At 64.8% G+C, this 20,168-nt stretch carries 26 protein-coding genes and 1 tRNA gene; 9 read left to right on the forward strand and 18 right to left on the reverse strand.

Going from position 1 to position 20,168, the window contains the following annotated elements:
- Positions 1–14: 14 nt before the first annotated feature.
- From IVB41_RS33700 to IVB41_RS33720, 5 genes are all read right to left on the reverse strand, one after another.
- Positions 15–983 carry an NrtR DNA-binding winged helix domain-containing protein gene (locus tag IVB41_RS33700; protein WP_247438908.1) on the reverse strand — a complete coding sequence of 323 codons (969 nt, stop codon included), beginning with the start codon at positions 981–983 and terminating at the stop codon, positions 15–17.
- A gap of 19 nt (positions 984–1,002) precedes the next feature.
- Complete coding sequence (locus IVB41_RS33705) at positions 1,003–1,509, reverse strand: tyrosine phosphatase family protein (RefSeq protein ID WP_027568633.1); 507 nt, start codon at positions 1,507–1,509, stop codon at positions 1,003–1,005.
- A 131-nt stretch (positions 1,510–1,640) separates the two neighbouring features.
- Positions 1,641–2,255, reverse strand: a complete 615-nt coding sequence (locus IVB41_RS33710) for a YfbR-like 5'-deoxynucleotidase (protein ID WP_027568634.1) — start codon at positions 2,253–2,255, stop codon at positions 1,641–1,643.
- A complete protein-coding gene (locus IVB41_RS33715; protein ID WP_247438910.1) occupies positions 2,252–2,878 on the reverse strand; it encodes a DNA-3-methyladenine glycosylase I in 627 nt (208 codons plus the stop codon). Before IVB41_RS33715 ends, IVB41_RS33710 begins: the two co-directional genes overlap by 4 nt.
- A complete protein-coding gene (locus tag IVB41_RS33720) occupies positions 2,875–3,756 on the reverse strand; it encodes a folate-binding protein YgfZ (protein ID WP_247438912.1) in 882 nt (293 codons plus the stop codon). Before IVB41_RS33720 ends, IVB41_RS33715 begins: the two co-directional genes overlap by 4 nt.
- 101 nt (positions 3,757–3,857) lie before the next feature.
- Here IVB41_RS33720 and IVB41_RS33725 point away from each other — a divergent pair, with 101 nt between their 5' ends.
- The 5 genes from IVB41_RS33725 to IVB41_RS33745 all read left to right on the forward strand — a co-directional run bounded on the left by IVB41_RS33725 (position 3,858) and on the right by IVB41_RS33745 (position 8,004).
- A complete protein-coding gene (locus tag IVB41_RS33725; RefSeq protein WP_247356977.1) occupies positions 3,858–5,192 on the forward strand; it encodes a dihydroorotase in 1,335 nt (444 codons plus the stop codon).
- A 179-nt stretch (positions 5,193–5,371) separates the two neighbouring features.
- Positions 5,372–6,241, forward strand: a complete 870-nt coding sequence (locus IVB41_RS33730) for a sulfurtransferase (protein ID WP_247356976.1) — start codon at positions 5,372–5,374, stop codon at positions 6,239–6,241.
- Positions 6,242–6,346: 105 nt separating this feature from the next.
- The gene (locus tag IVB41_RS33735) at positions 6,347–7,051 is read left to right on the forward strand and encodes an RNA polymerase sigma factor (RefSeq protein ID WP_027568639.1); all 705 of its coding nucleotides are present in this window, start codon (positions 6,347–6,349) and stop codon (positions 7,049–7,051) included.
- A 91-nt stretch (positions 7,052–7,142) separates the two neighbouring features.
- Positions 7,143–7,676: a DUF4142 domain-containing protein gene (locus IVB41_RS33740; protein WP_247291137.1), complete on the forward strand. Its 534-nt coding sequence runs from the start codon at positions 7,143–7,145 to the stop codon at positions 7,674–7,676.
- Between the two features lie 10 nt (positions 7,677–7,686).
- Positions 7,687–8,004, forward strand: coding sequence for a cupredoxin domain-containing protein (locus tag IVB41_RS33745; RefSeq protein WP_027568641.1), 318 nt, complete (start codon positions 7,687–7,689; stop codon positions 8,002–8,004).
- 92 nt (positions 8,005–8,096) lie between these two features.
- Here IVB41_RS33745 and IVB41_RS33750 read toward each other — a convergent pair whose 3' ends face one another.
- The 4 genes from IVB41_RS33750 to IVB41_RS33765 form a co-directional block, all read right to left on the reverse strand.
- On the reverse strand, positions 8,097–8,363 hold the full coding sequence (locus IVB41_RS33750) for a hypothetical protein (protein ID WP_007594892.1): 267 nt from the start codon (positions 8,361–8,363) through the stop codon (positions 8,097–8,099).
- A gap of 299 nt (positions 8,364–8,662) precedes the next feature.
- On the reverse strand, positions 8,663–9,040 hold the full coding sequence (locus IVB41_RS33755; RefSeq protein ID WP_007607220.1) for a TIGR02301 family protein: 378 nt from the start codon (positions 9,038–9,040) through the stop codon (positions 8,663–8,665).
- A gap of 48 nt (positions 9,041–9,088) precedes the next feature.
- Entirely contained in the window at positions 9,089–9,523 is a 435-nt protein-coding gene (locus IVB41_RS33760) for an NUDIX hydrolase (RefSeq protein ID WP_247399817.1), read from the reverse strand.
- 18 nt (positions 9,524–9,541) lie between these two features.
- Positions 9,542–10,042: a hypothetical protein gene (locus tag IVB41_RS33765; protein WP_027516476.1), complete on the reverse strand. Its 501-nt coding sequence runs from the start codon at positions 10,040–10,042 to the stop codon at positions 9,542–9,544.
- A gap of 63 nt (positions 10,043–10,105) precedes the next feature.
- Between IVB41_RS33765 and IVB41_RS33770 the strand changes: the two genes are divergently transcribed.
- Positions 10,106–10,870: an SOS response-associated peptidase gene (locus IVB41_RS33770; RefSeq protein WP_247438914.1), complete on the forward strand. Its 765-nt coding sequence runs from the start codon at positions 10,106–10,108 to the stop codon at positions 10,868–10,870.
- A gap of 60 nt (positions 10,871–10,930) precedes the next feature.
- Here IVB41_RS33770 and IVB41_RS33775 read toward each other — a convergent pair whose 3' ends face one another.
- The 6 genes from IVB41_RS33775 to IVB41_RS33800 all read right to left on the reverse strand — a co-directional run bounded on the left by IVB41_RS33775 (position 10,931) and on the right by IVB41_RS33800 (position 16,719).
- Positions 10,931–12,124, reverse strand: coding sequence for a CoA transferase (locus tag IVB41_RS33775; RefSeq protein ID WP_247438916.1), 1,194 nt, complete (start codon positions 12,122–12,124; stop codon positions 10,931–10,933).
- Between the two features lie 36 nt (positions 12,125–12,160).
- Positions 12,161–13,090: a glycine reductase gene (locus tag IVB41_RS33780; protein ID WP_247438919.1), complete on the reverse strand. Its 930-nt coding sequence runs from the start codon at positions 13,088–13,090 to the stop codon at positions 12,161–12,163.
- 158 nt (positions 13,091–13,248) lie between these two features.
- Positions 13,249–13,830, reverse strand: coding sequence for a GDP-mannose pyrophosphatase (locus IVB41_RS33785; protein ID WP_247438921.1), 582 nt, complete (start codon positions 13,828–13,830; stop codon positions 13,249–13,251).
- A gap of 9 nt (positions 13,831–13,839) precedes the next feature.
- Positions 13,840–14,283 carry a GNAT family acetyltransferase gene (locus IVB41_RS33790; protein ID WP_247438923.1) on the reverse strand — a complete coding sequence of 148 codons (444 nt, stop codon included), beginning with the start codon at positions 14,281–14,283 and terminating at the stop codon, positions 13,840–13,842.
- The gene (locus IVB41_RS33795) at positions 14,280–15,707 is read right to left on the reverse strand and encodes an FAD-binding oxidoreductase (RefSeq protein ID WP_247438925.1); all 1,428 of its coding nucleotides are present in this window, start codon (positions 15,705–15,707) and stop codon (positions 14,280–14,282) included. The genes IVB41_RS33790 and IVB41_RS33795 overlap by 4 nt, the downstream gene beginning before the upstream one ends.
- Positions 15,708–15,729: 22 nt before the next feature.
- The gene (locus tag IVB41_RS33800) at positions 15,730–16,719 is read right to left on the reverse strand and encodes an L-threonylcarbamoyladenylate synthase (RefSeq protein ID WP_247438936.1); all 990 of its coding nucleotides are present in this window, start codon (positions 16,717–16,719) and stop codon (positions 15,730–15,732) included.
- A gap of 68 nt (positions 16,720–16,787) precedes the next feature.
- Between IVB41_RS33800 and IVB41_RS33805 the strand changes: the two genes are divergently transcribed.
- Positions 16,788–16,864 (forward strand) — tRNA-Pro (locus IVB41_RS33805).
- 411 nt (positions 16,865–17,275) lie between these two features.
- Positions 17,276–18,250, forward strand: coding sequence for a tripartite tricarboxylate transporter substrate binding protein (locus tag IVB41_RS33810; RefSeq protein WP_247438938.1), 975 nt, complete (start codon positions 17,276–17,278; stop codon positions 18,248–18,250).
- 33 nt (positions 18,251–18,283) lie between these two features.
- Here IVB41_RS33810 and IVB41_RS33815 read toward each other — a convergent pair whose 3' ends face one another.
- From IVB41_RS33815 to IVB41_RS33825, 3 genes are all read right to left on the reverse strand, one after another.
- Positions 18,284–18,610 carry a hypothetical protein gene (locus IVB41_RS33815; RefSeq protein ID WP_247438941.1) on the reverse strand — a complete coding sequence of 109 codons (327 nt, stop codon included), beginning with the start codon at positions 18,608–18,610 and terminating at the stop codon, positions 18,284–18,286.
- Between the two features lie 221 nt (positions 18,611–18,831).
- Positions 18,832–19,056 carry a hypothetical protein gene (locus IVB41_RS33820; RefSeq protein WP_027568652.1) on the reverse strand — a complete coding sequence of 75 codons (225 nt, stop codon included), beginning with the start codon at positions 19,054–19,056 and terminating at the stop codon, positions 18,832–18,834.
- 156 nt (positions 19,057–19,212) lie between these two features.
- Positions 19,213–19,392, reverse strand: a complete 180-nt coding sequence (locus IVB41_RS33825) for a hypothetical protein (RefSeq protein ID WP_407062515.1) — start codon at positions 19,390–19,392, stop codon at positions 19,213–19,215.
- Between the two features lie 258 nt (positions 19,393–19,650).
- Between IVB41_RS33825 and IVB41_RS33830 the strand changes: the two genes are divergently transcribed.
- Positions 19,651–20,109 (forward strand): hypothetical protein, encoded by a 459-nt coding sequence (locus IVB41_RS33830; RefSeq protein ID WP_247399803.1) that lies wholly within the window; start codon positions 19,651–19,653, stop codon positions 20,107–20,109.
- The last annotated feature ends 59 nt before the right edge of the window (positions 20,110–20,168 follow it).

Here is a 20,168-nt window from a genome sequence, read left to right on the forward strand (position 1 = left end):
ACGCATATCTCGGGTTAGCGCCGGGAGCGTACGCGCAAGCCCGGCGCAGGCCGCTCCTGGAGCACGTCGCGACGAAAGCGGTAGAGCGCCGCCGGACGTCCGCCCGTCTGTGTCGACATCACCCCGGTCGGTTCGACCAGGGCTTCCATTTCGACCAGGCGGCGGAAATTTTGTTTGTGCAGGTGTCGGCCGGAGATCGCCTCCACCGTATACTGCAATTCGGTGAGTGTGAACTCGGCGGGCAAAAGTTCAAAGACCACAGGACGATACTTCAGTTTGGCACGCAGTCGCGCGATCGCTGTCGCAAGAATCCGGCGGTGGTCGAAGCGCATGGATGTGCCGAGCGCGGACAGGGCCTTGCGCGCTAATGCCGCAGGGCGGCCGTCGCGCCGTGCTTCCTCGACCAGCCCGGCCTCATACAGGAGCTCGTAGCGGTCGAGCACGCGCTCCTCGTCCCAGGACGCGCCGTCCAGACCGAAATAGAACCGCACCCGATCCTTGCGCGGCAATGCGCGCGTCGTCTCCGGCGTCTCCTCTTCGGCCCACTCGGTCAATGCCGGGACGATGTCGTCCGCGATGATCGCGGGCGGGCCCTCTCGCCGGTCCTCCCAAGGCAGGAAGCGATACCATGGCGCGAAGCTCGCACTCGTGGCTGCCAGTTCGCCGCCGATGGCGCGCGTCAGTGCGAGATAGCCGATCGACACCATGTGCGCGCCGGTGTCGCCGGCCTCGGCATGCCGGCCGCGATCGCCAAACGTGTAGAGCTGTTCGACATAGCCGAGCCGCAGCCCCGTCTGTTCCTCGACCCAGGCCCGCAGGCCGATCTCGAACGTGCGATGGCTCGGCGCATCGAACGGGCCGAACGGCAGGCCCGCCAGTCCGTCACTGTCGCGCGCGGTGAGGATCAGCGGCTCGTGATCCTCGATCGCGACGATCGCGGCAGTCAGGCCGATCTCGATCGGCGTCAGCAGCTTTTCGCTCATGCGATGGCGATCGCAACTGTCATTCGAGCTCGATCACGAAGGGGCGGCCCTCGACCATCATCGCGCCCGGGCCCATCTCGTCGAGTGCGCGCAGCATGCGGCCGTTGCGGCCCAGCGCACGGTCGGCAAGGCCGACGATGCGGCGGTTCGGCGAGGCGATCGGGGAAGCTGCCCGGATCTTCTTCGCGATCTCGGTCTCGTCGCGATCCGGATTGAGTGCGCACACGGCGGCAAAGGCGCTCGCGGTGGAGCGGCTGATGCCGGCATAGCAATGCACCACCAGCGGCGCGTCGCGGTCCCAGCCGCGCACGAAGTTCAGCACCTGCTCGATATGCGTTTCCGATGGCGCGACGAAGCCGTCCATCTCCTCGGTGATGTCGTCCATCGACACCTTGAGATGGTTGGCCGGCAGCACCGACACCGGCCGGGCCACCTGCTCGACATTGGCCATCACGGTCAGCACGTGGCTGGCCTTGGTGAGGCGGACGGTTTCGGGGAGGGCGGCGAGAGAACAGACGTGGATCATGGCGGACCTTTTTCCGCAGATTATAGCGAGCGTTGGCGGGGTGGGCAAAGCGAAGCGTACCCACCACTTTCGTCTCATTGCGCAAAATCAGTGGGGGCGGCGCGAGGGCCCTATTGCCCGCCCTGCAGGACCTACGCAAATACGGCGCCAAACCGCTCCAGAAACTGCTTCTCGGCCCGGGCAGCCGTCCAGGGGGTGAGATAGTCGCGCCGGACGCTGTCGGACAGGCCGGGGTCCTTGCCGAACAGGCGCTTGGCCTCGCTTTCACTGAATCCGGCAAGCGCGGTCGCCTCCAGATAGGCCGCGCCATGATCCGCTGCCTTGATCGCCAGCGTGATCTCGTCCGGCAGCACCGGCGGCAGGCCAAAGCGGATGTGGATGGCGCCGAGCAGGCGTTTCTCGACCGCTTTGTAATGACCGTCGAGCACGGCCTTGAACGGTGAAATCATGTCGCCGATCACATATTCGGGCGCGTCATGCAGCAGCGCGGCAAGCCGCATGCGCTGATCGACGCGGGGGTTCTCGTGCCGCATCACGGTTTCGACCAGCAGCGTATGCTGCGCGACCGAGAATATGTGTGCGCCAATGGTCTGGCCGTTCCAGCGGGCGACACGCGCCAGCCCATGCGCGACGTCGGCAATCTCGATGTCGAGCGGGGAGGGATCGAGCAAATCGAGCCGCCGGCCCGACAGCATGCGCTGCCAGGCACGAGACGCCACATCGCGTGACGATTTCCTGGCCGTCATTTGGCCTTGAGGCGCGGCTTGCGCTGCGACTTGCCGCAGCTCGCGTGACAATGGCAGTCGACGAGATGATCGTTGACCATGCCGGTCGCCTCCATGAAGGCATAGACGATCGTCGGGCCGACGAATTTGAAGCCGCGCGCGGACAGCTCCTTGGAGATCTGCATGGAGAGCGGCGTCGAGGCCGGCACGCTCGCGGTGGTCTTGAAATGATTGACCTTGGGCTTTCCGTCCATGAAGTCCCACAGGAATTTCGAGAAGCCGGGGCCCTTCTCCATGATGTCGAGATAGGATTTCGCGCTCGATATCGCGCCGTCGATCTTGGCCTTGTTGCGCACGATGCCGGCATCGTTCATCAGCGCGTGAACTTTCTTCTCGTTGTAGCGTGCGATCTTTTCCGGCTGGAAATCGTCGAAGGCTTTGCGGAAATTGTCGCGCTTGCGCAGGATCGTGATCCAGGACAGGCCGGCCTGGAAACCGTCGAGGATCAGCTTCTCATAGAGCGCGCGGTCGTCGTATTCCGGCACGCCCCATTCGGTGTCGTGATAGGCGACGTAGAGCGGATCTTCGCCGGGCCAGGGGCAACGCGTCTTTCCGTCGGGATGCAGGCGGGGAGCACGGCTCATGCGATGGGTTGCTTCGTTGGAATGCGCACGACGTCTGGTTCGGCAAGCCTCACAGCGAGGCCGCCGGCAGTCAGCGCCTGTCCTGCATCGAGCGCATCAGCGACGCGGTCGATGCGCACCAGCGCGATACCCTTGCCCTGCGCCGACGAGCCCATCGTGCCGACCGGCTTGTCGCCGGCGAGAACGCTGACGCCGGGCTCGGGCGAGGAGTCCTCGAGCAGCACCTTGACGCTACGGGTGCGCGCGGTGCCGCGATGCTGCATGCGCGAGACGACCTCCTGGCCGACATAGCAGCCCTTGTCGAAATCGACGCCGGAAAGGCGGTCCATGTTGGTCTCGTGCGGGAACGCATCGCTGTACGTGAAATCGAGCCCGCCGCGCGGCACGCCGAGCGCGATGCGGTGGGCCTCGTAGGCGGCGGCGTCGACCATCTCGGCGCCGATCAGATCGGACAGCTTCTGTTTGAGATCTTCGGGAATCAGGATGCGGGTGCCGAGGTCCTCATTGCGCGGATCGGTGAAGGCGAGGTCGGGCTGGGCTGCAGGCTTGCCGTCCCAGGCCACGAGCACGCCGAGATCCTCGGACAGGTTTTCCACCGTGACCTTGGCGCGCAGCTTGTAGAATTTCAGCTTGGTGGCGAGGCCGTCGGCAAGCGGCTTCGGGCAATCGATCAGGAACCCACCGCCATGCCCGGCAGGCGCTTCCGTGATCAGGAAATCCACGATGATCTTGCCCTGCGGCGTCAGCAGCGCGCCGAATCGGCCCAGGCCCGGTTTCAGCTTGTCGACATCGGTCGTGACGAGGCCATTGAGGAAGTTGCGCGCATCCTCGCCCGCGACCTTGATCACGCCCCGGTCCGGAAGAAACGCTGATTTCATACGAAAATCTCTTGCGACATGTTGCTCCGGAACGTAAGCCCGCAAGGCAAAAACGACAAGACCTCAAGCCCTGCGCTTGGGGACGAGAGAGGCCTTCAGCCATGACCCAGCGTTTCGACGTGATCCTCAAGGGCGGCACTGTCGTCAACCAGGACGGCGAGGGAGCCCGCGATATCGGCGTCGTCAACGGCCGCATTGCCGAGATCGGCGCGCTGTCCCAGGCTTCCGCCGCGGAGGTGATCGACTGCAAGGGCCTGCACATCCTGCCCGGCGTGATGGACACGCAGGTGCATTTCCGTGAGCCCGGGCTGGAGCAGAAGGAAGACCTCGAGACCGGCTCGCGCAGCGCCGTGATGGGCGGCGTCACCGCCGTGTTCGAGATGCCGAACACCTCGCCATTGACCGTGACCGAGGCCACCTTCACCGACAAGGTGAAGCGGGCCCATCACCGCATGCATTGCGACTTCGCCTTCTTCATCGGCGGCACCCGCGAGAATGTGCAGGATCTGCCGGTGCTGGAGCGTGCGCCCGGTTGCGCCGGCGTCAAGGTGTTTATCGGCTCCTCGACCGGCGCGCTGCTGGTGGAGGACGACGAGAGCCTGCGCCGCATCTTCCAGGTGATCCGCCGCCGCGCCGCGTTCCACGCCGAGGACGAATACCGTCTTAATGAACGCAAGCCGCTGCGCATCGAGGGCGACACGCGTTCGCACCCGGTGTGGCGCGACGAGACCGCTGCGCTGATGGCGACGCAGCGGCTGGTCAAGCTCGCGCACGAGACCGGCAAGCGCATCCACGTGCTGCACATCTCGACCAAGGAAGAGATCGAATTTTTGCGCGACCACAAGGATGTCGCGTCCTGCGAGGCGACGCCGCATCATCTCACGCTGGTCGCGCCCGAATGCTACGAGCGGCTCGGCACGCTGGCGCAGATGAACCCGCCGGTGCGCGGCGCCGATCATCGCGCCGGGATCTGGCGCGGCATCGAGCAGGGCATCATCGACGTGCTCGGCTCGGACCACGCCCCGCATACGCTTGAAGAGAAGCAGAAGACCTATCCGGCCTCGCCCTCTGGCATGACCGGTGTGCAGACGCTGGTGCCGCTCATGCTCGACCACGTCAATGCCGGCCGGCTGTCGTTGGCAAGGTTCGTCGATCTCACCAGCACCGGCCCCGCGCGCCTCTACAATATGGCCTGCAAGGGCCGCATCGCCGCCGGCTACGATGCCGACTTCACTGTCGTCGATCTCAAGCGCAGCGAGACCATCACCAACAAATGGGTCGCGTCCAAGGCCGGCTGGACCCCCTATGACGGCGTCCGCGTCACCGGCTGGCCCGTCGGCACCTTCGTCCGCGGCCGCCGCGTGATGTGGCAGGGCGAGCTCGTGACGGCCTCGCAAGGTGAGCCGGTGCGGTTTCTGGAGACGTTGAAGCAGTAGGGATTGCAGGTAAGCGGCACAAACTTCCCACACATCCGGGTGTCGCCCTGGCGAAAGCCAGGACCCATTATCCCGACTGCATTTTGTTGCGAAGATGGGTGGCTACACGTGTGCGCCACAATTTGATCTTGTGGCAATGGGTTCTGGCTTTCGCCAGGACGACGCTGAGGGAGGAATGAATGACCCAACCAACACCCCTCATCACCACCGAGCAACTCGCAGCCCAGCTCGGCGATCCCAACCTGCGCCTCTACGACTGCACGACCTACAACGAGCCGGTGCCGCCGGGCAGCGACGTGCCCTATCGCGCGGTGCCCGGCGACAAGACGTTCGAGGCGGGCCATGTTCCGGGCGCCGATTTTCTCGACCTGCAGGGCGAGTTCTCTGACGCCTCCGCGCAGCAATTCTTCATGATGGCTGATGTGGCCCAGCTGGAGGCCGCCTTCGGCCGCCACGGCCTCGATGCATCGAAGTCGGTCGTCCTCTACAGCATCGGCACCATGATGTGGTCGACGCGGGTCTGGTGGATGCTGCGCTCGCTCGGCGTCGACGCGCGGGTGCTCGACGGCGGCCTCGACAAATGGAAGGACGAGGGACGGCCGGTCGTAACAGGCGCCCCGAAGGGCTATCCGGCGACGACCTTCAAGGCCACACCGCGCGCTGGCTTCTTCGTCGACAAGAATGCAGTGAAGGCACGGCTCGGCGATTCCGCGACTGTTATCGTCAACGCGCTCGGTCCACAATTTCATCGCGGCCTCGAGCCGAGTCGCTACGGGCGGCCCGGCCGCATTCCCGGCAGCGTCAACGTATCAGCGGCAACGCTCGTCAATGCCGACAAGACTCTGACCTCGCTCGCCGATGCCGAAGCCAAATTCGCCGCGGCAGGCGTCACCCGCGACAAGAATGTGATCTGCTATTGTGGCGGCGGCATCTCGGCGACGATCGACCTGCTGTTGCTGACGCAGCTCGGCTACGACAAGCTGACGCTCTACGACGCCTCGATGGGCGAGTGGGCGAGGGATCCGGCGCTCCCGATCGAGACAGATTAGGACATTCCCTGGTCCTCCCCCAGGGGAGGGACAGAAAGTTGGGAACCTTTCCCTTGGGGCGGCATCCAATGTCCGGGAACGAAGCCAATCGAGCAGGTGACCGCCATGCCACGGACCGCAGCCGGCCTATCCGCCGGCGCAAAAACATCGGAAATACGGACCTTGGAAGCCGAACTGGTCGAGCGGGCGCGGGGCCGTGACGAGGCCGCGTTGCGCGAGATCATGCAGGCCAACAACCGCAGGCTCTATCGTCTGGCGCGCGGAATTCTGCGCAGCGACAGCGAAGCCGAGGATGTCGTTCAGGAAACCTATGTCCGCGCCTTCACCCATCTCGACGGCTTCCGCGGCGAGTCCGGGCTATCGACCTGGCTGTCGCGCATCGCCATCAACGAGGCGCTTGGCCGGGCGCGAAGCGCCAGGCCGCATGTCGAACTCGGCTCGGTGCCCGAAGCGATGCTCGAGGCGCAGATCATCAAATTTCCCGCTTCTCCCGCAGGCGATCCGGAAAGGACCATGGCCCAACGTGAAATCCAGCGCGTCGTCGAGCGCGCCATCGATGAGTTGCCGGATGTCTTCCGGATGGTCTTCGTCGCACGCGTCATGGAAGGCATGAACATCGAGGAGACCGCCGAGCTGCTCGGCGTCAAGCCCGAGACCGTGAAGACGCGGCTGCACCGTGCGCGGACCATGCTGCGCGAGAACGTCGAGAAGGAGATCGGTCCGGTGGTGATGGATGCGTTCCCGTTCGCCGGGTGGCGCTGCGAGCGGCTGACCGTGTCGGTGCTGAAGCGGCTCGGCATCGGCGGCTGAAGTTTTTCGGGAACGTTCGCGCGAGAATTCCATCCAACGCCTGTGAAGCAACGCGCCGGCAAAGCGTCCGGCACCACAGGAGTGTCAAACCATGTTCGTTCGTTGGAGCGCGGCGATCGCCGCTGCAATTTTGTTGTCGAGCCCTGCGCTGCTGCAAGACGCCAGAGCAGCCGACAAGCCGACCGATCCGCAGATCGCCCACATCGCCTACACCGCGGGCGTGATCGACATCAACGCAGCCAAGCAGGCGCAGAAGAAGGCCAAGAACAAGGACGTGAAGGCATTTGCCGAGGACATGCTGCGCGACCATGAGGCCGTCAACAAGCAGGCGCTCGCGCTGGTCAAGAAGCTGAACGTCACGCCTGAAGACAACGACACCAGCAAGGCGCTGTCAAAGCAGGCGAGCGATAAGCTCGCCGAACTCGACAAGCTAAATGGTGCGGCCTTCGACAAGGCCTATGTCGCAAACGAGGTCGCCTACCACAAGACGGTCAACGGCGCGCTGGAAACCCAGCTCATTCCATCCGCCAGCAATGCCGAGCTGAAGAGCCTGCTGCAGACCGGCCTGAAAATCTTCCAGGGGCATCAGCAGCATGCCGAGCATGTCGCGGCGGAGCTGAAATAGGGAGGCAATGATGCCGGGACGATTGTCTGCGATCGTGTCAGCGGTCCTGCTCGTGGCGTTGGCCGTCCCGGCGCACGCTGCGACCATCGAGATCACGATGGAGAATCTCGAAGTGTCGCCGAAAGACGCTTCGGCCAAGGTCGGCGACACCATTGAATGGATCAACAAGGACGTCTTCGCCCACACCGCGACTGCTGGGAACGGCGATTTCGACGTCAACCTGCCTGCGAAAAAATCAGGGACGTTGGTTCTCAAGAAGGCAGGCACGGTCGATTATTACTGCCGCTATCATCCCAACATGAAAGCGACGCTCAAGATCGAGCCGTAACGGCTGGGGAGCGTATTCCTGACGGCAGCGGAAACTGGCCCCGCCCGCGTGGCGGCGGCATTTTCGGCAAGGCTTACTGCCTCGAGGAAGACTTACTGTCTGGAAATGTCGACCGAAAATTCGCCGTTGCGGATGCGGCCGGGAAAGCCTTCGACGAACTTCGCCACCGCGTCCTCGCCATAGGTGCCGACGAGCTCGGCAAGGGCCGCAAACAGGCTCGCCTGCGCCAGGCAGTCGCCGTCGACGCCATCATGGCGCGCTTCGGCCCAGGCCTCATTGAGATAGCTCAGTGCGGCCTGCTTCTGCTCGTGATCGGGCAGCGGCGCGCGTGCGGGGGCGTAGGACACTGGATGGCTCATGAAACTCGATCAGGGCTGGGGCGCGATCCACGGCGATGCGCTGTGCGAGAGGTGTAGCACGCGCGTTAACGCCCGCTAGGCCACATCTTTAGGAACGGTTAACGGGTGTGTACAAACTCGACGACGGGGTTCCCCGCCGCGCGTCCGACAGCCCAATCCTCATGGTGAGGAGCGCGTTATTCGCGCGCGTCTCGAACCATGCAGCCCCGCTAGAGCCGGGCCTCTCATCCTTCGAGACGCCCGCGTTGGCGGGCTCCTCAGGATGAGGAATTTGCGTTGCAGGATGAAGCCGACAGGAATCAGTTCGCGTAACGCGCCGTGAGATCGCGCGAGATCTTGGCGCCTTCCTCGATGTAGCGGCGGATCGCCACCGTCGCGGCCGGCGTGCAGCTCCGGTAGGTCTGCTGGAAACCGTTATAGCCGCGGTTGAAGCCGGCGATCATGCGGGTGCGGCGTTCGCCCGCGGGGGTTTCGGCATCGATCAGCGCCTGCATCTCGCTGCGCCATTTGTTGCCCTCGTTGGACCCGCAGATGCCGCGCAGATAGTGCAGCCCGCCGAGGATCTCCGCCAGCCGCTGCAAATCGCCGTCAAACGGCGCTGCCCCGTCCTGAGCCCTCGTGGGCACCGAGGCACAGGCGAGAATCAGGGCAAAAATGGCCAGAAATCGCGTCGACATCGGCCGGGTGTATGCCTCCTCGGGGCGGTGGACGCAAGGCGGGGGCGGTCAGGGGCCGATCAGCCGGTGGGCCGACTGGATGACCTCTTCCAGCCCGCCGGTCAGCTTGAGGTCGCCAAGGCCCGCTAGGGCCTCCGGGGCGATCCAGCGGTAGTCGTCGAGCTCGTCGTTGAGAACCGGCTCCCGGGCCACCCATCGGGCAGCAAAGGACATGATCAGGTAGTGGCCGGCGCCGGCCGCGGCCGGGAGCACTTCGCGCCAGCCCGCGAGGCCGATGATGTCGATATCGAGCCCGGTCTCCTCGTCGATCTCGCGCGCCAGCGCCTGGTGCAGCGATTCGCCGAACTCGACCCGACCGCCCGGCAGCGAATAGAACCCCTTTGCCGGCGAGCGTGCGCGACGGGTCAGAAGCACCTTGCCGTCACGAAAAATCGCGGCACTGACCGCGATTTGGGGACGGGTGGGCTGAACGATCGCAGCCATGACTTCACCTGCTCGGGCCTAGTTCGCCATGATGTTGTCGACGTCGGCTTCCGCGCCGCCATTGATGATGCCGCCGCAGGCCGCGATCAGCGGCTTGACCCAGTGGGCGGCCTGCTCGGCGAGGCGAACGCGGGTCGTGTCCTTCTCGACCTCGCGCATGGCCGAGCCGACCGCCGTCAGGATCGAGGTCATGGTGTCGGTGAGGTGGTCGAACTGGGCGCGCACGTTCGGGTCGGCTTTTTCATAGGCCTCGATCGCCAGATCCCGGGCCTTGAAATTCGACGCCGTGAAATGCTCGGCATAGGACAGCGGCGACCAGGTCAGAAAATCTTCCGCGCATTCCGGCATGTCGGGGACCATTTCCAGCAGCATCACGGCTTCATTGAAATGGTTGAGATAGTCGGTGGCAAGCCCGGTCCGCGGGTTGATGTTGGCCACGCGCAGCCGCTCGGCCCAGGCCGCGGCCTCGGGCGCCGTCTGTCCATGCATTCGCGCCGGCTGGGAGACCGTTGAGCTCATCTGCCGCAGTGTTAGCGTTCGGGGTTAAAAGGACCTGAACGGACCCTATATAGGCCCTCAAGGATGTGTGGACGCTTCGTCATAACGTCGGCCCCCGCGGCTTTGCGGCAACTGTTCGGCTACATTGAGCAGCCGAATTTCCCGCCCCGGTTCAACGTGGCCCCGACACAACCGATTCCGGTCGTGCTGGCCGAGAACGGCGCGCGCCATTTCCGACTGATGCGCTGGGGTCTGCTGCCGGGCTGGGTCAAGGATCCCAAGGGATTTACGCTCCTGATCAACGCCCGTTCCGAGACGGTGCTGGAGAAGCCCGCCTTCAAACGCGCGATTCGCCGGCGGCGCGGCCTGATTCCTGCCGACGGCTATTACGAATGGAAGACGGAGGATGGCCGCAAGCAGCCCTTCTTCATCCATCGCGCCGACGGCGCGCCGCTCGGCTTTGCCGCATTGTTCGAGACCTGGGTTGGGCCGAACGGCGAGGAGCTCGACACGGTCGCGATCATCACGGCGGCGGCAGGCGAGGACCTCGCCACGCTGCATGACCGCGTGCCCGTCACCATCAGCCCGCGCGATTTCGAGCGGTGGCTCGACAGCCGCAGCGATGACGTCGATGCCGTGCTGCCGCTGATGACCGCCCCGCGCATCGGCGAATTCGCCTGGCACCCGGTCTCCACCCGCGTCAACCGCGTCGCCAATGACGACGACCAGTTGCTGTTGCCAATCAGTGCGGAGGACATGGAAGCGGAGGTAGAGGCCGCGAAACCGAAGCGGGCGGTGCGGAAGGCCGCGGCCGGCTCGGCGGATGACGGGCAGGGGTCGTTGTTCTAGGCAAGCTGGCGCTATTCACTCCACTGTCGTCTCGGCGAAGGCCGACACCGAGGCTGCGCCTCACACGATCTCCCTCGCCCGCAACGCCGCGATCTCCGCCGCGTCGAACCCCAGTTCCCCCAGCACCACATCCGTATCCGCGCCGAGCTCCGGCGCCATCCGGTCGAGGCGTCCGCCGCCATGCGCGAGCTTGAACCCGCTGCCGGCGAAACGAAGGCGCCCATAGGGCGTATCCAGCTCCTGGATCGCGCCGCGCGCCTTGATCTGCGGATGGTCGATCACTTCCTCGACCTTCCAGATGCTGGCGCAGGGCGCGCCGGCATCTTCCAGAATGGTCTCCCATTCGCGCGCCGGCCTTGCCGCGAGCGCCTCTTCGATGATGGCGCGTAGCGCCGGCTCGTTCTCGTTGCGGGCAAACCAGTCGGCAAAGCGCGGGTCGCTGAACGTATCCTCGCGGCCCAGTGCAGACATCAGCGCGCGATATTGCTTCTCGTTGTTGACGGCGAGCAGGATGTGACCGTCGCCGCATCTAAACAAATTCGCCGTGGTCCTGCGGCTGACAGCCTGATTGCCTGACAGCTGCTGGCGATGGCCGGCGACCGACCAGTCCGCGATCTGCCCCGACAGAAACGCCATCGTCGCCTCCAGCATGGAGACGTCAATGAGCTGGCCCTTGCCGGTGCGATCGCGCTGGTACAGCGCGCTCGACACGCCGAACGCAGCCGTGGCGCCCGACAGCACGTCGCACACCGCAAAGCCCGCACGCGTGGGGCCGGTTTCGGGATGGCCCGTGATCGCCATGATGCCGGACAGCGCCTGCATCTTGCCGTCATAGCCGGGTCGCAGGCGATCCGGACCGGTCTGCCCGAAGCCTGATACCGCACAGTAGATCAGCTTCGGATTGATCGTCGACAGCGCCTCATAGCCGATGCCGAGCTTGTCCATCACGCCGGGGCGAAAATTCTCCATGACCACGTCGACCTGCGCGGCGAGCTTCTTCACGATCGCGATCGCGTCGGGCTTTTGCAGATCGAGCGTCAGGCTGCGCTTGTTGCCGTTGATGGCCTGGAACGCTGGCGCGAGACCGCGGTCGGCCCATTCGCGCGAGAGCGGCGTGCGGCGCATGTCCTCGCCCTCGCGCCGCTCGACCTTGATGACCTCGGCGCCCAGGAGCGCGAGCTGGTAGCTCGCATAGGGGCCAGCCAGCACTTGCGTGAAGTCCAGGATCTTCACGCCCTCGAACGGTCGCGTCACGTCGCTCTCCCTTTTTGTTTTGGTTGTCGGAAGACGTCAGGCGGCGCGATTGCCGCGCGCGATCTCCTTCTGCTTGTCGAATTCGGCACGGCGGCGCGCCAGCTCTTCGGCTGAGAGCTGCGCGACGTTGTTGTAGTCGAGCTTCCAGGAGGCGTCCTCGCTCCAGCGCAGCGGTGACTGCATGGTGGTCTGCGGGCCGCTCGCGGTCTCCAGCAATCTGAGCGCCAGCTCGAGCGTCTGCGCCTGCGAGGCGACGTCGTGCGGCTTGCCGGCGGAATTGCCGAGCGGAAAATCCGAGAACAGGAAGCGCGGCACCGCAGCGTGCTCGATGATGTCCTTGGCGCAGCCCATGATCACCGTCGGAATGCCGTTCGCCTCGAGATGCCGCGCCACCAGCGCCGTGGTCTGGTGACAGACCGGGCAGTTCGGCACCAGCACGGCGACATCAACCTTGTCGGCAAGGCAGCGCGCCAGAATCTCCGGCGCGTCGGTGTCGAGGGTAACGCGATGGCTGCGGTTGGTCGGCGCGCCGAAGAAGCGCGGGGCCACCTCGCCGATGCGCTCCGCAGCACTCGCCTTCAAAAGCTGCGGCAGCGGAAACCAGGTGCCGTTGTCGGTGGCCGTGGTGTGCTTGCGGTCGTAGCCGATATGCGAGATGCGAAGGTCGTGCGGCTTCGCCGTGTCGCCGTCATAGACCTGGTAGAATTTCGCGCCGCCATTATACGCCGCGCCGGGTCCCTGGTCGCCCTTGGTTGGATCGTACGGCGCGGCCGTCGTGATGATGGTGACGCGCGACTGCGACAGCGGCTTCTTCAGCGGCTGGAACGGCGCCTCGGTGTAGTGCGCCCAGCGATACGCGGTGGTGTAGCCAATTGCGGCATAATAGTCCCGCGTGCGCTGCATATAGGGCACGGGGGCGTCATAGTCGGGCGCAAAGCCGAATTCGTCGTCGCGCGAAGCGGACATGGGCGCGTCTCCTGGTTCTCGTTGGCGACAGACTAGAGATAGTCGGGGGTGAGCTCAACCGGGCGCGCGGCGATGCAGGTCAGAATTGCAGGGCTGATAGAGCGACCCGCTTCTTCCTCTTCTCCCGCAAGGGGAGAGAGAAAAAAGCAGCTCGGGAGCTATCTGAACACATGCAGCGCCACATGCTGCAGCAGCATGATCGCCTTGGCGTCGATGATGCGCCCGTCTGCGATCATCGCCAGCGCTTCGTCGATGCCAAGCTCCAGCACCTCGATGTCCTCGCCTTCATGTTCGAGGCCGCCGCCGTCGCTGACCCGCATCTCCGGCTCGTATTCGGCGACGAAGAAATGCAGCTTCTCGGTGATGGCGCCGGGGCTCATGAACGCCTCGAACACCTTGTGGACGTGGTGCAGGCGATAGCCGGTTTCTTCCTCCGCTTCGGCGCGGATGCGCATTTCGGGCGAGGCATCGTCGAGCACGCCGGCGGCCGCCTCGATCAGCAGATCGTCGTAACCGCGGATGAAGGCCGGCAGGCGGAATTGCTTCACCAGGATCACCGTACGGCGTGCCAGATTATACGGCAGCACGGCGGCGGCGTTGTCGCGCTCATAGGTCTCGCGATGCTGCGTCTGCCATTCGCCATTGGCGCGCCGGTACTCGAACGTGGTGTTCCTGAGAGTGGTCCAGCCGTCCGAGAGCACGCGGACGTCCTTGATGCGGACGCGGTCGGAAATGGTCATGGCTCGATCTCAATTGCTTAGCGTTGTGGTGCGGCCGTCGAGCCACTTCTGGAACATCACCGAGGTCGATTCCTCGAAACCCAGCGACTGGTAGAACGCATTGGCCTGCTCATTGCCGCGGCGGACCAGGAGCTGGAGTTTCAAAATTCCAGCCGCACGCAGCCAGTCTTCCGCCGCGGCCATGATGACGCGGCCGTGACCACGCTTCTGGCTGCCCGGATCGACGGCGACGTAATAGACCCAGCCGCGATGGCCGTCATGGCCGACCATGACGGTGGCGACGATGGCGCCGCCGTCGCGGCCGAGCAGGATCGTGGAATTGTCGCGCCGCCGCGCCAGCGCGATGTCGGCATGCGGATCGTTCCACGGCCGGGTCAGGCCGCAGCGCTGCCACAGCGCGACCACGGGCTCGACATCGGCCTCGGTGATCGCGTCGATCTTGAGCGCACTCACAGCACTTTGCCCGGGTTCATGATTCCAAGCGGATCGAGCATCGCCTTGAGTTGTCGCATCAGCTCGATGGCGGTCTTGTCCTTCACCTCGGGCAGCTCGTCGCGCTTGAGCACGCCGATGCCGTGCTCGGCCGAGATCGAGCCGCCCATGCGCAGCACGATGGCGAACACCACCGCGTTCATCTCGTGCCAGCGCGCCAGATAATCCGCGGTGTTGGCGCCGATGGGCTGGCTGACATTGTAGTGCAGATTGCCGTCCCCGAGATGGCCGAACGGCACCGGTCGCGCCCCGGGGATCAGTCTCACCACGGCTTCATTGGCCTCGGCGATGAAGGCGGGCACGGTGGCCACCGGCACGGAAATGTCGTGCTTGATCGAGCCGCCCTCCGGCTTCTGCGCCGACGACATCTCGTCGCGCAGCTTCCAGAAGCCGGCGCGCTGGGTGAGATTGGCCGCGATCACCGCGTCGTCGACGATCTCGTCCTCCATGGCGCGGCCGAGGATCGTTTCCAGTGGCGTGCGGGCGTCGTCGCCGGGTGACGACAATTCCATCAGCACGTACCAGGCATGCTTTTGCGCGAGCGGATCGCGCACGTCGATGCCGTGGCGAATCGAGAAATCGACCGCCGTCTCCGAGAGCAGCTCGAAGCTCGTCAGCGCATTGGCGGCCTCGCTTTGCGCGATCGCCAGCAGCTTCAGGGCGGCGTCCGGCGACTTCAGCCCGACGAAGGCGGTCTCGATCGACCGCGGCTTCGGAAACAGCTTCAGCGTCGCCGCCGTGATGATGCCGAGCGTGCCTTCGGCGCCGATGAACAGGTTGTGCAGATTGTAGCCGGTGTTGTCCTTCTTCAGCTTCGAGAGCACGTTGAGCACGCGCCCGTCCGCCAGCACCACCTCGAGCCCCAGCGCCATCTCGCGCGCGACGCCATAGGCGAGCGCGGCCGTGCCGCCTGCATTGGTCGAGAGATTGCCGCCGATGGTGCAGCTCCCTTCCGCGCCGAGCGAGAGCGGGAACAGCCGGTCCATTTCGGCGGCCTTTTGCTGTGCGATCTGCAGCACCACGCCGGCCTCGCAGGTCATGGTGTTCGACGCAGTATCGACCTCGCGGATCTTGTCGAGCCGCCGCAGCGACACCACCACCTCGCCATTGTGCGGGGTCTGGCCGCCGACCAGCCCGGTGTTGCCGCCCTGTGGCACCAGCGCGATTTTGTGCTCGGAGGCGAGCTTGCAGATTGCGGCGACCTCGGCGGTCGAGCCGGGGCGCAGCACCAGCGGCGAGCGGCCGTGGAACAGATTGCGCTCCTCGGTGACATAGGCCTCGATGTCGGCCGCATCGGTGATGGCGTGCCTCTCGCCGACGATTCTGCGGAATTGTTCGATCAGCTCGGGCGCAAGCGGTGGGGTTGCGGAATGATTAACGTTCATTGTCTTGTCTCTTGCTTCGCTCTTATCGCGCCACGGCCGCCCGGCGCAGCCGGTCGTTGATCGCTTCGCCCAGATCTTGTTCGGGGATCGCCATCACCGCGATCGCCCGCGGCCCGCTGGCATCGAGGGCGCGAAGATAGCCGAACAGATTGGCGGCGGCTTCATCGAGATCGCCGCTGGGCGACAAATTCATGACCGCCGTGGCGGCCTCCAGTCCGGGCAGGCGCGCGGGGCCGAACGCCAGCAGCGCTTCGCCCGGCGCGACGTCCCGCGCATTGAGCCGCACATTGGCGCGCGGCGCGTAATGCGAGGCCAGCATGCCCGGCGCCAGCGGCTGGCTGTCGTCGCTTTCGGCCTCCGCGGGCAGTCGCGCCAGCGGTGCACCGAGCACGGTCTCGATCCGTTCGCGTGACAGCCCGCCGGGCCGCAGCAGCATCGGCGCCGCAAAGCAGCCGACGATGGTCGATTCGACGCCGACCGTAACGGGTCCGCCGTCGACGATCAGGTCGATCCGCCCCGCAAGGTCGCCCTCGACATGGGCCGCCAGCGTCGGCGAGACGTGGCCGGAGAGGTTGGCGGACGGCGCCACCACCGCCCCGCCGAAGGCGCGCAGGATCGCCTGCGCCACCGGATGGGCCGGAATGCGGATCGCGACCGTATCGAGGCCCGCGGTGGCAAGCTCGGCCACCGGGCAGTTTTCCGTCTTCGGCACCACCAGCGTCAGCGGCCCCGGCCAGAACGCCTCGGCGAGGCGCAAGGCGCAGGCGTCGAATCGTCCGATCCTCCGCGCGGCCGCGAGGTCGGCGACATGCGCGATCAGCGGATTGAATGCCGGCCGCCCCTTGGCGGCGTAAAGATGGGCGATCGCGCCGGCATTTCCGGCGTCCGCCCCGAGCCCGTAGACCGTCTCGGTCGGGAACGCGACCAGCCCGCCGGCGGCCAATGTCCGGGCGGCAGCTTCCGCGCCGGCCTCGCCGGCCGGTAAAATCAGCGTTTCAAGACCCGTTTTCACAGGGATAAGATTCCTCAGCTCGGCCGCTTGCGGTGCGCCAAACCCGACGCTATAAGCCGGCCTCTTGTCGGAGTGTGGCTCAGCCCGGTAGAGCACTGCGTTCGGGACGCAGGGGTCGCAGGTTCGAATCCTGCCACTCCGACCATTCTTCCAAAAGTCGACGTTCTAGAGGCTCGGCGGACCGGTCGCCGGGGCCTCGGAAGCGCCTTATTGCAACGATTTAGGGCGCGGGTCCACGGCCGATTTGGCCGGGCAGAGGCGTGTGCCGCAGCGGCATGGCTTTCTTTTCGCCGGCATCCCTGATCCGGCGTTGCACGGTAGGTCGGAGAATTACCGTCTCGCCGCGAGCGAGCCAATCAAATCACCACCAGGCACGGCTCCCACGAGGCCTCCTCTGACGCTTCCGCAATTGCCTCGAAAACCGCCGTAACTCATCAAACGCTCGCGCTCGGGACGGTCGGTTGCCATCCGGTCAGACCGACGGTTAGATGAACCTGCAGTCGATCGCAGCTTCAAGCAGCGCAATCCGCCAATAACAAAAAACAGGGCAGGAATCATGAACAAGAAAATCGTCGCGCTTGTTGCAGCTTTTACCTTCGCTGCTTGCGGATCGGCATGGGCCGCGTGGCCGGAAGACAAGCCAATCGAAGTCGTCGTCGGCTTTGCGCCCGGCGGCGGTACCGATGTCATGGCTCGCAAACTTCTTCCCTTTGTTGAGCGCGCGCTAGGCGGTAAGGCGAAGTTTGTCGTCCTGAACAAGCCTGGCGCTGGTGGAGAGATCGCGTTTGCTGCGATCGCGCGCGCGGCGCCCGACGCCTATTCGATCGGCGTCGTCAACGTGCCGGGCTACAACTTTCTGCCGATGACGCGCAAAACCCAATACACTACGGATGAAATCCGGCTGGTCGCACGGATCGTTGAAGATCCGAACGTGATGGTGGTTCCCGCGGACAGCAGATTCAAGAATTTGCCGGATGTCATTGCCGCACTTCGCAGCAAGCCGGGCTCGGTGACGTTTGGTCACAACGGTGCCGGCACGAACGGTCATTTGGCCATTCGCATGCTGGCAGCAGTCGCGAAGGTCGAGCCCAACGAAATCTCTTACAGAGGAACGGCCGCGCAGCGGACCGATCTATTGGGCGGGCATCTGGAAGTCGGGATGGTCACTCTCAGCGAGATTCCCGAATTACATGGGACCAACAAGGGGCCACTTCGCGTCATCGCGATCCTGTCGAAGAAGCGCTTTCCATCGCTGCCCGAAGTTCCGACAGCAGAGGAAGTGGGCTTTCCGATCACGACGACGGCAGAACGCGGCTTCGCGGTGCCGAAGGGCGTTCCGGACGACATCGTCAAGAAGCTGGAAGCCGGGATTGCGGAAGGCCTGCGCAATCCCGAGTACCTGACGAATTCGCCTGGCGACGAGCCGGTGATCGCTTTCCTGACTGGCGCTGAGTGGCAGAAACGACTCGACGGCATGTCTGAGGCGTTGCGTCCTTATGCTGAAGACATGCGCGCGAACGAGCAGAAGTAATCAACCCAGCTGTCGCCGGCGGTTGTTGCAAGACTATCGCCGCGCCACCAGAACGCCGACCATAAACGCAATCATCAGTGCCGGCAGCGGCGTCTCGCGTACCATGCCGCGAACGACATGTGTCCAATTTTGCTCCGGGACGAGCTTCGGAGACCTGATCTCCGGTGTTGGCGTGATGCCCCATTCGGAGGCGAGTTCGGCAATCTCGCTTGAGGCGAGCCGCACGCCGTCGCGAACGCGGAAGATGGCGGCGTCCGCGCGCTCGCGCGGCGCAAGCAGCATCATCGTCGTGACGGCTGTACGCAGGGTCATCTCGCCGTAACCTTGCAGCCTGACCGATTCCTCGGGGTCGGACGTCATCGGAAATCCCTCACAGGGCCAAATGCCTTACAACGCGAAGTGGCGCGCGATGGTGAAGGCCATCGTCGCGCACAGGACCAGCGTGGATACCGCGCCGGCCACGCCGCGCGCGAGATCGGTCCGCGTCAGGTGCCTGGTCATGATTTTGCTCCATGCTCGGCATGGCAATGGCGGGGAGGCGGCGTTGGTTCCAGCCGCGACGGGCGAATCGCGAACGCGGGCTATTTCCGCAGCAACTCGCTCAGCGCCGCCGTCGCCTCGGCGCAGCGGATGTCGTCGATCTCGCGCGACAGGTTGAGTGCGCTCGATCTGAGCTCTTCGACTTTCCAGCTCTCGGGGTGCTGGGTCTCGAGTTGACCGAGCCGCTTGTTCAGATCGTCCAATCTGGTTTGCAATTGTTCGACGCTGGCGGCCCCATTCACCACCCAGACTCGTTGCGCACGCATCGTAGTTCCCCTGCTCGTCTCACGGCGTTGTGAGAGGGGTTCGTGGCCGCAATGGGAGTTTCTTTTGTCCGGCTTCAGACGGACGGGAACCGTTGCAGATCAGCAACGGGAGTTCCCTCGCGTTAGCGTGCGTCTGGAGCTCGGCCCGTCACCGCATCAGGCCGCGCGCGGCCACTCGGTCGATTGCTTTTCAAGCCGGCTTTCGAGAATGGCGATGCTCACCCGGATATTGTCGCGCCGGGCCCGCAGGTTCTGCGCGAGCATGGGGTAGGCGACGTTCTGGGGATCGGAGATGCCAGCCTTCCGCTCTTCCTCCAGAATGTCGGCGTCGATCATTTGCATGCGCCAGCGCAGATCGGAGATCAATGCGTGGAGTTGTGTCGGCATGGTCGCTTCGAAACGGGACGTCGGGTGCATGATCGCCTCACGATGAAACAGACCCACTGCGGGTCTGAGGGATTTGACTGCCGTCCAGCAAGCACAATGCCAGTGGGCGGCTGAGCGTCTCCCGCAATTGCTCCAGGGCGCACCGGAACGATTACCACTCTTTCCCGTTGCTGCAGGGGCCTCGATAACGAGGCGATCGAGGGACCCATGCCGCTCATCCGCTATTTCGTCTTCACCGGCGGCGCTCTGCTCGCCCTCCTGTACCTTGCTGATTACTACCTGGCCGGCCCCGTGAGTGCGGCCGCCGAAACCGGGCCGGACCTCTCGATCGCCCGAATTCATTCTGCACAGACCTGGCCGGAGAAGATCATCTTCGACACCAACGTGCGCCAGATTCCGTTGACCAAAACTGTGGCGTCAACGTCAGACGCGGCGGCGCCAGTCGCGCCGGACGGTACGCGCCAGGCATTTGCCATGGCGGCGCAGCCCGCCGCGGAGCCCAAGGTTTCGGACGGCAAGGCTTCGGACACCAAGGCCGCATCGCCCACGCAGGCCAAGGCGGCCGCTCCGAACAAGCGCGTCGCCGAGCGGCATCGTCGCCGCCAGCCGTCGCGCATGGCGGCGCGCAGTCAGTTCTTCAACGAGCCCGTCGCCGCAGAATGGTGAGTGCCGCTCTGCGAGGGTGTTTTCGCGCGACGTGGATGCGGTCGATCGCCATTCATCCT

It is taken from the genome of Bradyrhizobium sp. 44 (genome assembly GCF_023073095.1).
Classification (GTDB): Bacteria; Pseudomonadota; Alphaproteobacteria; order Rhizobiales; family Xanthobacteraceae; genus Bradyrhizobium.